Raw genomic sequence first — 14,349 nt, 5'->3', positions numbered from 1 at the left:
ACCCCGCTGAAGTCCCCCCAGGGCGTGGCGCCGGGAATCTTCGACTCTCCGATGACGACAAGCTGGTGCAGCGCCGGCATGTGCTCCGCCTTGATCCCGCCGCCCGGCTCGCTCATGATGCTCCCAACGGCTTGGTGCAGCAGGTCGTCATAGTCGACGGGCCCGCTGCGGGCGGCATAGATGACCATCGAACTGCCGGACTGGCGCAGTGCATAGGCCACGTCGCAGACGCGATACCGCGTGTTAAGGGGAACGTTGATCGCGCCCACTTTTGCAAGCGCAAAGAACAGAAATTCGGCCTCGGGGCAATTGTTCAGCCATACCGCGACCCGGTCGCCCTTGCCGATCCCTGCATGCCGGAGCGCCGCTACCAATCGCTCCACCTCGTGGTCAAACTCCTGATAGGTCCAGCGGCGCTCACCGAAGCTAAGGGCGAGCTCGCTACCCCAACGTTCCGACGCGGCGGCAGGAAGGTCGCCGACGAGGGGACAGTACACCAGATCCCTGTTCATTCTCTCCTCCGTCTCCTCTTTCTTGTCTGATGTGCCAACGAGGATCAGTACGACTTCGGCAACCCGAGTACCCGCTCCGCGATGTAGCACAGGATCAGTTGCGGACTGATCGGTGCAATCCGAGGAATCATGATCTCGCGCAGATAGCGCTCGACGTGGTACTCCTTGGCGTAGCCGAACCCGCCGTGCGTCATGACCGCCGTCTGGCATGCCTCATATCCGGCCTCGGCCGACAGGTATTTGGCCGCATTGGCCGCGCCACCGCAATCCTGGCCGCTGTCATACTTGTGCCCGGCAGCCCGGACCATCATCCAGGCAGCTTCCAGATTCATCCAGCATTTGGCGAGCGGATGCTGGATCCCCTGGTTCTTTCCGATCGGGCGATTGAACACTTCGCGTTCCTTTGCGTACTCGGTCGCGGTCGTCAGCGCCAGCATGCCTAGCCCGACGGATTCCGCAGCCAGCAGGACACGCTCCGGATTCATGCCGTGCAAGATGTATTCGAAGCCACGCCCCTCCTCTCCGATCAGGTCCTCCTTCGGAATCCGCCAGTCCTCGAAGAACACCTCGTTGGAATCGATCGCCTTGCGTCCCATCTTGTCGATTTCGCGCACCGAGACGACCGACCGGTCCAGATCGGTGTAGAAAAGGCTCAGCCCATGCGTCGGCTTCTTGACCTCCTCCAATGGCGTGGTGCGGGCAAGGAGCAGCATCTTGTTGGCAACTTGTGCCGTGGAGATCCAGACTTTCTGCCCGTTCACGACGTAATGGTCGCCATCCCTCACTGCGCGCGTTTTCAGCTGCGTGGTATTCAGCCCGGTATTCGGCTCGGTGACGGCAAAACACGCCTTGTCCTTGCCTGCTGCGATGCGAGGAAGCATCCTGCGCTTCTGCTCGTCCGTCCCGAATACGACGACCGGGTGCAGGCCGAATACATTCACATGGATCGCGGATGCTGCACTCATGCCGCCGCCGCACTCCGCGACCGTGCGCATCATCACGGCGGCTTCGGAGATCCCCAGGCCGGATCCGCCGTATTCCTCCGGAACGCATATGCCGAGCCAGCCTTCGCTCGCCATGGCATCGAAGAACTCGAACGGAAACTCCCCGGAGGTGTCGCGATTGAGCCAGTACTGCTTGTCAAAGCGCCCGCAGAGTCGTTGGACGGACCGTCGGATTGCCAACTGGTCTTCAGTAAGATCAAGATTCATATGCAACCCCTCTACAAGAATTCATGCTGCCTTGCCGGCTGGCCCGGCTTTCGCCAGCATCCGGGCTTCGGCCAGGATTTCGTCTGTGTGTTGCCCCAGGCCTGGTGCCATCAGCTTTGGCGTGGGTTGCGTGACACTCCAGCGGCTGGGGACACGCATCGATCGGACGGGCCCTTCCGTGGGGTGTTCGACGAGTTCGAAGAAATCGATTTCCTTCAGATGCGGATCGTCGAAGATGGAAGTGATGGTGTGCAGCGGCATGACGGGAATGTCCGCCTTCGTCAGGATTTCGGTCCATTCCTGCGTGGATCGCTCCAGGAAGATCTGTTCGAGATCTGCATAGATTGCACGGATATGTTTAGTCCGCGTCGCATGATCGACGAGGCGTGGATCCGATGCGATATCGCGGCCCAGGGCCTGGCAGAACGACTTCCAGTGCTTGTCGTTATAGATCAACGTGCACACGTAGCCGTCTTTGGTCTTGTACGGACGCCGGTGTTCGGCCAGGAGGCGCTGGTATCCCCCTTCGTCAAGCGCCGGCTCAAAGCTCAACCCCGCAAGATGATCGCCATAGACCATGCTCACCATCGTCTCGAACATCGGCACGTCAATGCGTTGACCCTGGCCGGTTGCCTGGCGGTGGTGCAGGGCAGCCAGTACGCTGTTGACCGCGTGGAGTCCGACAACGCGATCTGCAATGGCGAGCGGGATGTAGCGAGGGCGATCGCCATCGTTCTGCGCGAACAACGATGCCAGTCCTGACACGCCCTGGATGAGGTCGTCATAGGCTGGCTTGCCTGCATACGGCCCATCTTCACCATAACCAAAGACGCCGACGTAGATAATGTCCGGGCATGCCTGGGCCACGGCCTCATAGGAAAGGCCGAGACGCGCCATAGCCTGAGGTCGTACGTTGTACAACAGGACGTCACAGGTCGACGCCAGCATCAGGAGATCGCGCAAGCCGTCTTCGGTCTTCAGGTCGAGGACAATGCTCCGCTTGCTGCGGTTAGTGTTGAGGAAAAGTCCTCCCATTCCCGGATTTCGGGACACCCCGATCTGGCGGACGATGTCACCGCCGGGCGGCTCTACCTTGATTACATCGGCGCCCATGTCGCCCAGTAACTGGGTGGCATACGGCCCCATGAGCACGCTGGTCAGGTCCAGGACACGAACGCCAGCAAGCGGGCCGTTCGATCCGGTCGGTTTAGTCTCCATTGACACGATCTTTCAACCTTTGATGTTTCATCAGTAGGCGCCACGCAAGCGATCCGGCCAGGTATTGCGCCTGGAACGACACGCCGGTGCACCAAGGCGTCGTCGATTCTTTTGCAGCGCATGGCTACCGACGGAAGAACCGCCGGCGGACCGCCGGACTCCGCGCGACGGCCGTCACGCTACCGTGCGCTGGCCTTCCTCCATCGCCGCGGAAGGTGCGACCAGCTTCCTCACCAGCCGTGCGAGCTGCTCGCCGATCTCATCGGGCCGCAAGCGCCCCTCGGGGCGGAACCAGCGGTGAGTCCATCCCACCATCCCCGCAATGGCGAAGGCCGTAAGGCGTGGATCGCCGACCTCCAAGAATCCGGCTTTCCCTCCGCTGGCAAGCAACTCGGTAAGCTTGTCGTCGAACTCACGCCGGGCGGCGTTCAATCGCTTGATGTCGGATGGCGACGCATAGAGTTCCGCGCTCATGTACTTGTGGACGACGTCATGGCGATCGGTGTAGATCTTGGTCCATTCGCGCACGAACGTGTCCAGGCTGTCAGACGGATCCCTTTCCTTCCGGACCGCACTGTCGATAGCCGCTGAGACTTTTTCGATTCCTTGCATCAGCCCGACTACGTCGCGGCTGGTTGCCGGCAGCAGGCTTGCCCAGTCGCCGTCAACGTACAGCAGCGATCTTGCGTCTTCGGACTGGCTGGCAGCGACCACCCGCCCCACGAACAGCGTGTGCGTGGTGAGTTCCAGGGTCTCGACGACAACGCAATCGAGGTTGACAACCGCGCCTCCGAGCACCGGCGCACCGGTCGTCAGCTCCCCCCAATCGCCTTCCAGAAAACGAGCTTCCCCTTTAACGGGTCCCGCGAAACGGGCAGCGAGCTCATGCTGGTCGGACGCCAGGGTGTTGATGCAGAAGCTCTTGTTAGCGACCAGTTGCGGATACGCGCTGACGCCCTTATTCACGGCGACCCCGACCTGTGGCGGGTCGGCGGTCAACGAAATGCAGGCGGTGGCGGTGAAGCCGGCTCGCTGGTCGCCGCTGCCGGTGGTGACAATGTTGGCGGCGCCAGGAAACCGCCGCATTGCACCAATGAAATCTTCTCGAGAAAGTGACATGATGTCTCCATGCTCAGTTGGGTCTGCTGCATGTCAGCGGCCAGCAAGCTGCCGGCGTCAGGCTAGCGCAGCTTCCGAAAGCGAATCGGCAGCTCGTTCAGCAGGTAAAGAATGAAGTTCACCTGATGCTCGGGCTTGCTGAGCGGGCGGGCGAGCTGGATATCGTCCATACGCTCGAGAATGATCGAAAAGGCGCTCTTCATCTCTTGCCGCGCGAGGTTCGCGCCAAGGCAGAAGTGGGTGCCCATGCCGAAGGCGAAATGGCGGTTAGCGTTCTTTCGCGTCACGTCGAACGCATGTGGGCAGGCAAACTGCGATGCGTCGTGATTGGCCGCGCCGAATCGCGGAATGACGATCGACCCCTTCGGGATCAGGACGTCTCCAATCGTGACGTCTTTCAGCGCTTTGCGGAAATGGCCCTGCACGGGACTATCGATCCGGAGCACCTCTTCTACGAAGTTCGGCATCAGGGATGGATCTGCCTTCAGCTTCTCCAGTTGATCGGGATGGCGCAGCAGGCGCAGCATCCCGCTGGCAAGCGCGCTTGCGGTGCTCTCGAAACCAGCGCCGATGATATGGCGCATCAGGCTCTGCAATTCCTGCTGCGTCAATGGCTCTTCATCCTCGCCCATCTTGCCGTGCACCAGTTGCGAAACAATATCGTCGCGCGGCTCCTTTCTGCGCTGCTCGAAGATGTCGGCGAAGTACAGTTGCGCCTCCAGTTCCGTCTCGGCAGCCTTGCGGATCTCGTCCTCGGACAGGAACGACATGCCCGTGGCAAACATCGCGTCCACCCACTTCTTGAACGTGTGGATGTCCTGGCCAAGACCGACCTGCTCCGCGATCAGCAGGCCTGGCAGCATCAGGGCGAAATCGTGGACGAATTCGCACTCGCCCTTGTCGATGAAGCTATCGATGAGCTGGTTGACGAGTTGGTCGATCCGCGGCTTCAGTTCCTGCACCTGCTTCGGCGTGAAGACCTTGTCCAGCAGCCGGCGGTAGCGCCCATGGACAGGCGGATCGGTTCGCTGCAAGGTCTGCATCAGGGGCCAGCCGCGCTCGGCGAGCACCGCCGAGTGGATCTTGTAGTTGTCTCCCTGGAATTCCTTCTCCCGCACCAGGTCATTGGAGAACGTCTTTGGGTCGGACACGACCTTGCGGACATCCTCGTACCTTGTCACGACATAGAATCCCGTCTCCGGCATGCGGTAAACCGGACACTCCTGCTGCAGCAGTTCGTAGAACGCGAATGGATCATCCTGGATCAGGGGATCCATGAGGCTATGGTCATCCACGGATTTAGCATCTAGCGTCATCTTGTCTCCTCCTTGGGCATCGGCTGCGCCGTTTGGCGGCAATTCACTTGTTTTCGTCCATGCACTTCACTGCATGTACGATCCTCCGTTGACATCCAGGATCGCGCCCGTGATGAAGCCGGCGTCCTTCGACACCAGGAACGCCACGGCGCCGGCCACGTCTTCGGTCGTCCCGATACGGCCCAGGGGCGTTTCCGCGATCTTCCTCGCGATGACATCGTCACCGCCGATACTGGCGGTCATCGGCGTCGCGACACGCGACGGTGCCACGCAGTTCACCGTAATCCCGTAAGGGGCAACCTCGCCCGCTAGGTAACGGGAGAATGTCACCAGGCCACCCTTGGACGCGGCGTATGCCGGGTCGCCCGATCGCACCCGCGCAGCACGCGACGCAATGTTCACGATCCGGCCACCTGTGCGCTTGCGCATAAGCGGAACTGCCTCCCGGCACACCAGGAAAGTCCCGGTCAGATTCACATCGAGCACCCTTCGCCAGACTTCGAGCGGCGTCTCCTCCACAGTCGGGGGCTTGTTGTTGACGAGCCCCAGTATTCCTGCGGAGTTCACCAGCACATCGAGCTGGCCGAATCGGGATTCCACCGCCGAAATTCCCTTCTTCACGTCTTGCTCATCGGCGACATCCATCTGGATGGCCAAGGCCTGGGTCCCGCCAGGAAGACTCGCTTGCGCCTCCTCTAGCCTGGCGCCGTCGAGATCGCAAAGGACCACGGCGAACCCTTCGTTAGCCAGCCGCTGGACGATTCCATTCCCGATGCCCTGGGCCGCACCCGTCACCAGCGCAACCTTCTGTCGCTGAAGCTCCATCCCCTCCTCCATGTGTCCCGCTTCCAGGATCTGCTACGCAAGGCCTGCGCTCCAGTCCCCACACTTCCGTCACCGTAAGGCCAGCCTTCCCTGCCTGTCTGCGAATAAGAATGCGCCATCCTTCGATGCTCGTCAATACCCATGCGTATATTTTTGTTCGTGTACGTAGATGTGGCGTGCATTGCATCTCAATAAGGAACCGGTGCAATAGCCTGGGCAGCCAAAGTCCAGGGGGTTTTTTCCGGAAACCATGCGCGACGACTACCACTCCAGCCAAAATTGATGACATACAAACTAATGATATACAATCTATGCGTTACCACCATGAGTTGGCTGCCATGTCTTCTCGCACCAAATCCCCGCGCAAGTCTTTCGGGCCACGTATTGGTCAAACGGCGCGACTCTGGCGCCGCATCGTGGACACTCGCTTGCAGCCATTCGGGCTCACCGATGCGACGTGGCTGCCACTGCTTCACATATGGCGCGCCACGTCTACGATGAGGCAGAAGGATCTTGCTGCGTCCCTGACACTTGAAAGTTCTTCGGTGGTTCGCCTGCTGTACAACCTGGAGGCGGCGGGACTTGTCACGCGAGAGGAGGACATGGAGGATCGCCGGGCCAAAGCGATCAAGCTGACGAGAGAAGGCTCGGCACTAGCTGCCCAGCTCGAGGATGTTTCGCGGCGCATCGCCGAGATCGCACTGCAAGGTGTCGCCAACGAGGACATCGAAGTCGCTTCCCGAGTCCTTGACCAGGTTTGCCAGAACCTCTCCGCCGATCTGGAGGACTAACCAGACCGCTCGCGCGATGCGAGCTTAATACTGCGGCCAGTCTCTGTTACCGCGCCCAGTCGGCAGCCGCCACGCTTGGTGTCGGCACGGGGCACGAAGGGAAGCGAGCGGCGGCCGCTCGCATGGCTTGCCGCCAGGCGACTTGGCAGAGGGGAAGCCCGCACCTCCCGAGATTGCCATCCAGTGGAGAGAGAGATGAGGCTGACATTCAATATGCGGAGAATCATGGTGGCACGTGCCGCATGGGTCTTGACCGCTGCAGAGATGTTTCTTCTGGAGTTCGGGAGCGCCTACGCCAATATCCTGCCGTATCCTGGTGTGCCTCCCCAGGTTTTTTGGGGCCCCGTGGAAGAGGCAACAAGTCATCTCAGCCGATACCAATAGCGGCGATCCGCGCCGCTTTCCCATACCCGCCTCACCTCGCTCCACCAGGTAGTTCAGGTGCGCAATACGCTCCCCTGTCGCCATCCCCAGCAGCCCGCCTCCAGCCGTAATCGGGGAGACTTCAAAATTGGGAAACATGGCGCGCTTGGGACTGCAAAGCCTTGCTGGATAAGGACGTGATTTCACCACATTATGGCGTCTCATAGGCGGTCACCAGTAAGCGGCAAGTCTTTGATTCTATTGATTGTGCGATGCGGCTATCGGGCTTTACTTTCCGAATTCTGAAGCTACCCCAATCAGGCAATAGTCAAAAAAATCGCGGACATCGCGGCGCCTTATCAGACGTCCAAGAGCATCCACCGGCAAGTGTGGCGCAAGGGATCTCGCCAGCTCTGGCGGCTTGTCCATCGCCGGGCCACCGCTGCCGGCCGGCTCGGCGGCCTGCAAGACGGATGCCGGCGGGGTCTGGTGCTGTGGTGGACTCGGTGTGGGCGCCGTGGAGGCCGTACTGCCGAAGTGCCAGGCCGCCGTCGCCGCAACAGCCGTGAAAGCCGTTGCGGCGACGGCCACCCAGCGCGTCCGCTTCGCATGGGCGGCACGTTGCATGGTTCAGAGCCCCTGCAGTTTCAGGCGATTGGCGTGCGTACGCATCACCGCCAGCGGATCTTCCGCATAGCCGCCCCGGATGCCCAGTGTCTGGTTGATCTCGTCAATATGGTCTCAATGGAAGTTGACGCTGATGACCTGCCCGAATTTGGCGGAGCAACTGGATACCAGGCCGTCATTGGCTCCGACGCCTTTCTGTGTGATTGCCACGGTGCCAGTGCCGAGCATGACTGCGGTCAGCGGATCGAGTACATAGGCCAGGTCCAGCGGCATGGTGCTCGTGTTGGTGGCTCCCTTCACCCCCAGGAAGGAAGTCGGTTGAATCGCGCTCCCCGACCACGAATAGAGGTACTGGGTGTTGTTGCCAATCGTCTCGGTCGGCTGGCCTGACTCGCAGGTGCCCGGCTTGCCGACACCGGCACTGGGAAATGCCTGGTTGAACCTGGCGGCGCCGGCGGTACTGAAAGAGCGGACGGCTGCCAGGGCGTCGACATTGGTGGAGTGATCGCTGCTGCTGGCCCAGCCAAACAGGTTCAGAAAGGCTATGACCAGTGGCTCCGACAATCCGGTGGGGTCCTTTTCAAGCGTTTCCAGCGCGAAGTCGGCAAACTCCACGCCCTGATTGTGTGGCGTGCCAATGGTGGTGACCGAGGCCACCAGTTCCGGCGCGACGGCGGCGACATAGCGCGACGTGAATCCGCCTTGGCGTAAGCGTCCGGGCAACCCGTCTTGAATTGGGGTGAAGGTCTTGGGAGCATCGTGTCCGCTTAACGAATAGGTGGACACGTGAACACTATCGAACAAGAGGCTCCGGCCGGACGACGTCGGCGCCGCCGCTACAGCCGCGAATTCAAGGCTCAGGTGGTTGCTGCATGCCAGGGACCAGGTGTTTCGATTGCAGCAATTGCGTTGCATCACAAGCTCAACGCTAACCTGCTCAGGCGCTGGGTTGATCAGGCCGAAGGGAATGTGCCGGCCCCGATCGTCGGTGGCGCCGTGGCGGTCCAGCCGGCAGCGATGCCGGCATTCGTGCCGGTGCCACTTGAGACGAGGAACCTGCGCTCAACCGAGATCCGCATCGAAGTCCGTCGCCTAGACCAGTCGATCACAGTAAGTTGGCCGACATCCGAAGCAGCGCAATGCGTTGCGTGGCTGCGCGAGTGGCTGGCGTGATCCGCATTGACGAGGTTTGGCTGGCCGTCGATCCGCTGGACATGCGGGCCGGGTTCGACACGGCGCTGGCCCGGGTGGTCACGGTGTTCGGCGCCGCGCATCCGCACCATGCCTACCTGTTTGCCAATCGCCGGGCCAACCGTATGAAGGTTCTGGTTCACGACGGCATCGGCATCTGGTTGGCAGCGCGCCGGTTAAATCAAGGGCAGTTCGCGTGGCCGCGTTCCGGCGAACCAAAGCAATACCCGCTGACGCACGAACAATTGGCCGGCCTGGTGCTTGGATTGCCATGGCAGCGCATCGGTCAGGATGGAGTGATCCGAGTCGTGTAACGTCCGCGATTGCAATCGGTGCGGGTGCCAATGTTCGTGGAATGCCGGGCACGGCACAATGGCCGGCATGATCGACACCGCACAACTCCAGGGCATGAACGCAGACCAACTGCGGGCGCTGGCCATGGACTTGATGTCAGAAGTGCGGGCGCGGGATAGTGAGTTGCGCCTCAAAGATACCCGTATCGCCCAGCTCACGCATGAGATGGCTGTGTTGAAACGGTGGAAGTTCGCCGCCCGTAGCGAGAAGCTTCCAACCGAGCAACAGAGCTTGCTTGACGAAGCCATCGACGCAGACCTGATCGCCATCGAGCACGAGCTCGAACAGCTCGCCAGCAAACCGAAGAACGAGCCCCCGCCGAATAAACCGCGCCGTGCGCCGCTGCCGCCGAATCTGCCGCGAGTCGAAGTTCGCCATGAGCCGACGTCGACCACGTGTGGTTGCGGCTGTCAGCTCAAGCGCATTGGCGAAGACGTCAGCGAGAAGCTGGACTATACGCCCGGCGTGTTCACTGTCGAGCGTCATGTGCGCGGCAAATGGGTGTGCGCGCAGTGCGAAACGCTGATGCAGGCCCCGGTACCGGCCCAGGTGATCGACAAGGGAATCCCTACCGCCGGATTGCTTGCGCAGGTGCTGGTAGCCAAATACAACGATCACTTGCCGCTATATCGGCAGGAACGCATCTTCGAGCGCGCAGGCTTGGCCATTCCTCGGTCCACGCTCGCGCAATGGGTCGGCATGTGCGGCGTGCAACTACAGCCACTGGTGGACGCGCTCAAGGAGCAGATTCTGCAGCATCGTGTGTTGCATGCCGACGAGACGCCGGTGGCCATGCTCAGTCCTGGTAAGGGCAAGACGCAGCGCGCCTACCTGTGGACGTATTGCCCCGGGGCCTTCGAGGATCTGCGCGCAGTGGTGTACGACTTCGCCGACAGTCGCGCGGGCGAGCATGCGAGGAACTTCCTTGGCAACTGGAAGGGCCAGCTCGTCTGCGACGACTTCACCGGTTATAAGGCGCTGTTCGCCCAGGGCATTACCGAGTTAGGTTGCATGGCGCACGCGAGACGTAAGTTTTACGACCTCCACGCGGCGAGCAAAAGCCAGATCGCACAGGATGCTCTGCAGTACATAGGTGAGCTATACGAGATCGAGCGGGAAGTGCAGCAGGTTGCTGCACAATTGCGGCTGGAAATCCGGCAACAACGCGCCCGGCCGATTGCCGATGCGCTCCACGCCTGGATGACCGGGCAACGCGCTCGCGTGAGCGAGGGATCCGCTATCGCCAAGGCGTTGGACTACAGTCTGCGGCGATGGACTGCCCTGACGCGGTACCTCGAGGATCCGCAAGTCCCGATCGATAACAACTGGTGCGAAAACCAGATCCGTCCGGTTGCTCTCGGCCGGAGCAATTGGCTCTTTGCGGGATCGCTTCGGGCAGGCCGTCGCGCTGCTGCTGCCATGAGCCTCCTTCAGTCGGCCAGGCTAAACGGTCACGATCCCTACGCCTATCTCAAAGACGTTCTCGCACGACTGCCAACGCAGCCCGCTAGTCGCCTCGAGGAGCTTCTGCCTCATCACTGGCAACTCCCGCAGTCCTGACCGCGGCGCTGTCGTCAAGACGGGATCACCGCGCGCTTACGACACATGGGCCGGTATCCCGCATGAATACTCAATGGTGACGCAAGAGTGGTGGCAACTCAGCCAGTACCTGCAGCAATATGTTCGGCCAGCGGACGGCCTTGCTAGCTAAACCTCACCCCATGGCTAGCATGTCAGCACCTTTGTGTCATTTTTCGGTGACAGCATTTCTCGACCCAGCCAAAGTTCCTTAATAGTCAAAAACCTTCAATAACGGCCGGTAAAAGAAATGCCGTCAATAGCCGTTTGCCGCACGATGATGAAAAGCTCCTTAGGTCATTCTATGAGGAACTCTTAGTGAGTTCGCCCTCGGTACAGAAGCTTATTGTCCTAGCCTCATCGGCGGAGATGGGAGTCGTACTAGACGGGCGCCATTATGATGACGGCTTGGTAATTGCATCGGCTGAACATCGAACGTCGGTAAGAGCTCTATCTTTGCCGTAGCTCGAAGGCTAAGCAAGTCAGGAAGAATGCCCAAGATGGGCGACACATGACATCTGTCAAGGTCCGGCGGGGAGATGCGCTGGTTATGACGAGGTAGCAGATACGACGCAGACGCAGGTGACGAAGATGATCGACAACGTGATAGTACTGGGGGCTGGCATTGTCTCGTGTGCGCTCGTGCAGAGACGAGGCCTCCAGGTAACTCTGGTAGACCGCCGGGGCGCTGGGAAGGAAACCTCGAGCAGCACCGACTGCTCTGACGAGGGCAGTGGGCGCAGGCGGCCGCCGTCCTGAATGTGATCGTCCCACGGGTCTTCGGCGCGCCGACCGCTGATCGACAGGTCAGTGGTCTTGACCGCGATCACGGGAGGTGTCAGGAATTTTGTGTGCTGAGGTCGGTTAAAAAATCTCAGCTCATGGCGGAGGTGAATCGCTCGCCAAACAGAATGGCGAACTGATTGACTGCTTGTCGCCAGGTGATAGGTGGCATCTTCCAATCCTTTTCGATGTTGCGCAAGGCCAGATACAGCAGTTTGCTGGCGGCCTCGTCGCTGGGGAAGTGGCCGCGATTCTTGACGATCTTGCGCAACTGCATGTGCATGCTCTCGATGGCGTTTGTCGTATAAATGATTCGACGCACCTCAGGCGGATAGACGAAGAAGGGAATCACCTGTTCCCATTGGCGCTGCCACATGGCCGCGACGGTAGGGAATTTGCGTCCCCACTCGCTCCCCGCAAAGGTGTCGAGCGCTGCGGCCGCTGCCTCGGCCGTGGCGGCCTGATAGATCGGCTTGAGTGCGGCAGCCAACGGCTTACGGTCCTTCCAGCTCGCCAGATTCAGCGAATTGCGAATCAGATGCACGATGCAGGTCTGGATTTGCGCGGCCGGATAAACCGCCTCGATCGCCTCGGGGAAGCCGCGCAAGCCGTCGACCACCGCAATCAGGACGTCGTGCAAGCCGCGGTTCTTCAGTTCGTTGAAGACCTTCAGCCAGAACTTGGCGCCTTCGGTTTGCTCGATCCATAAACCTAGCACTTCCTTGCGGCCGTCGGCGCGGATGCCCAGCGCCAGATAGACCGCTTTGTTCTTGACCGTGCCTTCGTCGCGAATCTTCAGTCGTAGCGCGTCAAAGTACACGATCGGATACATGGCCTCGAGCGGGCGTTGCTGCCATTGCTCGACGTCAGCCAGCACCTCGTCGGTGACCGTGGAAATCAGATCGGGCGATACCTGCAGCCCGTACAGCTCCAGCAGATGGCCCTGAATCTCGCGCACGCTCATGCCGCGCGCATACATGCTGATGACGTGGTCGTCGAAGCCAGGCAGCCGGCGTTGATACTTGCCGACCAATTGGGGCTCGAACGTCGCCTGCCGATCGCGCGGAATATCCAGATTCAGCTCGCCGTTGGGCGTCAGGACCGTCTTGGGGCTGGTGCCGTTACGGTGGTTGCCGGTCTTGCCTTGCTCGGCCTCGTTATCCAGATGGTGACTCAACTCGGCGGCGAGCATACGCTCGGCCAACTGCTTCTTGAGCTGGCCGGCCAAGCCCGATTCGCCCAGGATCGACTCGGCATCCTTGCTCTGCACCTGGGCCAGCAGTTGATCGATCAGCTCATCGGGAAACAGCTTCGGTGCCTTCGGGTTCTTGCTCTTCTTGTTCACTGTCGTGTCGGTCATTGGACGTTTCCGTAATCGTCTCATGACCTCGGCACACTAAAAATCTGACAGGCTCCGATCACGCTGCTGAAGCCCTTCTGATCCCTGAACTCGATGAGCCGGTCAGATTCGACCCATGGCGCGTTCGCAGGCCTGAAGCCTGCCTCGGTCATGAGCCAGCGATAGAAGCGCAACACAGCGCCCATACGACGCCTGGCAACGCCCGCAGACAGTTCGTCCTGGTCGGCGCTGCCTTCTATCCGGTTCGTGTCCCTCGGCTCGCAGCTCCGCTCCACGCCTCCTCCCCACGATCGGTCGCCCTCACGGAGTTGCGCTTCGCTTCGTTCGCTGTGATCAACTTACGGTGGGACTTGCATCCACAAGAGTGCGCCCATGCTGGGCGCACATTGCAACCCGCCCGGCTCAATGCCGCGCGGCTTTGTCTTTGGCAGGAGGTGTTGCACGCCTTTCCTGGCTGGGACCGCAGGTGGCAATCCAGAATCAGACAGCAGCCGACCCATGCGCCATACGAATGACGATCTTGCCCACATGCGCACCGCTTTGCAGGCGCCGGAACGCGCCCGGTGCGTCGTCGAAGGCAAACACCCGATCGACCGTCGGGCGAATTTCCGTTGCCGACAGCGCCCTCGACAGGCTCTCGAGATTTGCGCGATCGCCTACGCCAATGGAGCGAATGGTCGCGCCGCTTCCCTTCAGCCTGAAGTAATCGATGCCGGGGTTCTCCTCGGTCAGAAAGCCCACGAGGACGATTTCGCCGCCCCTCGCCACGGCGTCAAGAGAATGCGCGATGGTGCCGGGGCCTCCTAGCTCGACGATGCGGTCGACACCTCCCCCACCGGTCATGGCACGGGCCGCCTGGCCCCAATCGGGGGCCGACCGGTAGTTGATCACGTCGTGCGCGCCCAGCTCACGGAGCATCCGCTCCTTGTCGGGACTGGAGGTCGTCGCGATCACCGTGGCGCCCGGTGCCAGCGCCAACTGCAGCGCAAAGATGGAGACGCCACCGGAGCCGAGCGTCAGCACGGTGTCGCCTGGGCGCACCGGCGTCGAGCCGGTCAGTGCATTCCATGCCGTGGCCGCGGCGGAAGGGGAAGGTCGCCG

General features: G+C 60.9%; 12 protein-coding genes and 1 pseudogene. 4 read left to right on the top strand and 9 right to left on the bottom strand.

Going from position 1 to position 14,349, the window contains the following annotated elements; all coding sequences use genetic code 11:
* The 6 genes from AC3WRR_RS32940 to AC3WRR_RS32915 all read right to left on the bottom strand — a co-directional run.
* On the bottom strand, positions 1-512 hold a 512-nt coding region (locus AC3WRR_RS32940), incomplete at its 3' end, for an AMP-binding protein (protein WP_492299260.1).
* 44 nt (positions 513-556) lie between these two features.
* The gene (locus AC3WRR_RS32935; protein WP_492299258.1) at positions 557-1,723 is read right to left on the bottom strand and encodes an acyl-CoA dehydrogenase family protein; all 1,167 of its coding nucleotides are present in this window, start codon (positions 1,721-1,723) and stop codon (positions 557-559) included.
* A 21-nt stretch (positions 1,724-1,744) separates the two neighbouring features.
* Entirely contained in the window at positions 1,745-2,941 is a 1,197-nt protein-coding gene (locus AC3WRR_RS32930; protein ID WP_492299256.1) for a CaiB/BaiF CoA transferase family protein, read from the bottom strand.
* A gap of 174 nt (positions 2,942-3,115) precedes the next feature.
* Positions 3,116-4,060, bottom strand: a complete 945-nt coding sequence (locus AC3WRR_RS32925; protein WP_492299254.1) for a flavin reductase — start codon at positions 4,058-4,060, stop codon at positions 3,116-3,118.
* A 62-nt stretch (positions 4,061-4,122) separates the two neighbouring features.
* Positions 4,123-5,337 carry a cytochrome P450 gene (locus AC3WRR_RS32920; RefSeq protein ID WP_492299252.1) on the bottom strand — a complete coding sequence of 405 codons (1,215 nt, stop codon included), beginning with the start codon at positions 5,335-5,337 and terminating at the stop codon, positions 4,123-4,125.
* A gap of 105 nt (positions 5,338-5,442) precedes the next feature.
* Complete coding sequence (locus tag AC3WRR_RS32915; protein WP_492299250.1) at positions 5,443-6,201, bottom strand: SDR family NAD(P)-dependent oxidoreductase; 759 nt, start codon at positions 6,199-6,201, stop codon at positions 5,443-5,445.
* A 338-nt stretch (positions 6,202-6,539) separates the two neighbouring features.
* Here AC3WRR_RS32915 and AC3WRR_RS32910 point away from each other — a divergent pair, with 338 nt between their 5' ends.
* Complete coding sequence (locus AC3WRR_RS32910) at positions 6,540-6,992, top strand: MarR family winged helix-turn-helix transcriptional regulator (RefSeq protein ID WP_492299248.1); 453 nt, start codon at positions 6,540-6,542, stop codon at positions 6,990-6,992.
* A 993-nt stretch (positions 6,993-7,985) separates the two neighbouring features.
* Here AC3WRR_RS32910 and AC3WRR_RS32905 read toward each other — a convergent pair.
* Positions 7,986-8,687, bottom strand: a pseudogene (locus AC3WRR_RS32905) (alpha/beta hydrolase family protein); the annotation flags it as partial.
* A gap of 81 nt (positions 8,688-8,768) precedes the next feature.
* On the opposite strand from AC3WRR_RS32905, the gene tnpA reads away from it, so the two are divergent.
* The 3 genes from tnpA (at position 8,769) to tnpC (ending at position 11,087) form a co-directional block, all read left to right on the top strand.
* Entirely contained in the window at positions 8,769-9,155 is a 387-nt protein-coding gene (gene tnpA / locus AC3WRR_RS32900; RefSeq protein ID WP_492299246.1) for an IS66-like element accessory protein TnpA, read from the top strand.
* Positions 9,152-9,487: an IS66 family insertion sequence element accessory protein TnpB gene (gene tnpB / locus AC3WRR_RS32895; protein WP_435385528.1), complete on the top strand. Its 336-nt coding sequence runs from the start codon at positions 9,152-9,154 to the stop codon at positions 9,485-9,487. Before tnpA ends, tnpB begins: the two co-directional genes overlap by 4 nt.
* Positions 9,488-9,554: 67 nt before the next feature.
* Positions 9,555-11,087, top strand: coding sequence for an IS66 family transposase (gene tnpC, locus AC3WRR_RS32890; protein ID WP_492299243.1), 1,533 nt, complete (start codon positions 9,555-9,557; stop codon positions 11,085-11,087).
* Between the two features lie 892 nt (positions 11,088-11,979).
* Here the strand turns inward: tnpC and AC3WRR_RS32885 are convergent.
* Together AC3WRR_RS32885 and AC3WRR_RS32880 are read right to left on the bottom strand one after the other, a co-directional pair.
* Positions 11,980-13,248: an IS256 family transposase gene (locus AC3WRR_RS32885; RefSeq protein ID WP_276098122.1), complete on the bottom strand. Its 1,269-nt coding sequence runs from the start codon at positions 13,246-13,248 to the stop codon at positions 11,980-11,982.
* Positions 13,249-13,728: 480 nt separating this feature from the next.
* A complete protein-coding gene (locus AC3WRR_RS32880) occupies positions 13,729-14,271 on the bottom strand; it encodes a zinc-dependent alcohol dehydrogenase family protein (protein ID WP_492299241.1) in 543 nt (180 codons plus the stop codon).
* Between the last annotated feature and the right edge of the window lie 78 nt (positions 14,272-14,349).

The sequence above is a fragment of the Cupriavidus sp. FW305-3-2-15-C-LB2 genome (assembly GCF_058787575.1).
This window is presented reverse-complemented; position numbering and strand designations above follow the sequence as displayed.

Excerpts from the sequence above, each read along its gene's own strand:
- AC3WRR_RS32935 (WP_492299258.1), bottom strand. The coding sequence starts at position 1,723 with ATGAATCTTGATCTTACTGAAGACCAGTTGGCAATCCGACGGTCCGTC.
- AC3WRR_RS32930 (WP_492299256.1), bottom strand. The coding sequence starts at position 2,941 with ATGGAGACTAAACCGACCGGATCGAACGGCCCGCTTGCTGGCGTTCGT.
- AC3WRR_RS32925 (WP_492299254.1), bottom strand. The coding sequence starts at position 4,060 with ATGTCACTTTCTCGAGAAGATTTCATTGGTGCAATGCGGCGGTTTCCT.
- AC3WRR_RS32920 (WP_492299252.1), bottom strand. The coding sequence starts at position 5,337 with ATGGATCCCCTGATCCAGGATGATCCATTCGCGTTCTACGAACTGCTG.
- AC3WRR_RS32915 (WP_492299250.1), bottom strand. The coding sequence starts at position 6,201 with ATGGAGCTTCAGCGACAGAAGGTTGCGCTGGTGACGGGTGCGGCCCAG.
- AC3WRR_RS32910 (WP_492299248.1), top strand. The coding sequence starts at position 6,540 with ATGTCTTCTCGCACCAAATCCCCGCGCAAGTCTTTCGGGCCACGTATT.
- tnpC (WP_492299243.1), top strand. The coding sequence starts at position 9,555 with ATGATCGACACCGCACAACTCCAGGGCATGAACGCAGACCAACTGCGG.
- AC3WRR_RS32885 (WP_276098122.1), bottom strand. The coding sequence starts at position 13,248 with ATGACCGACACGACAGTGAACAAGAAGAGCAAGAACCCGAAGGCACCG.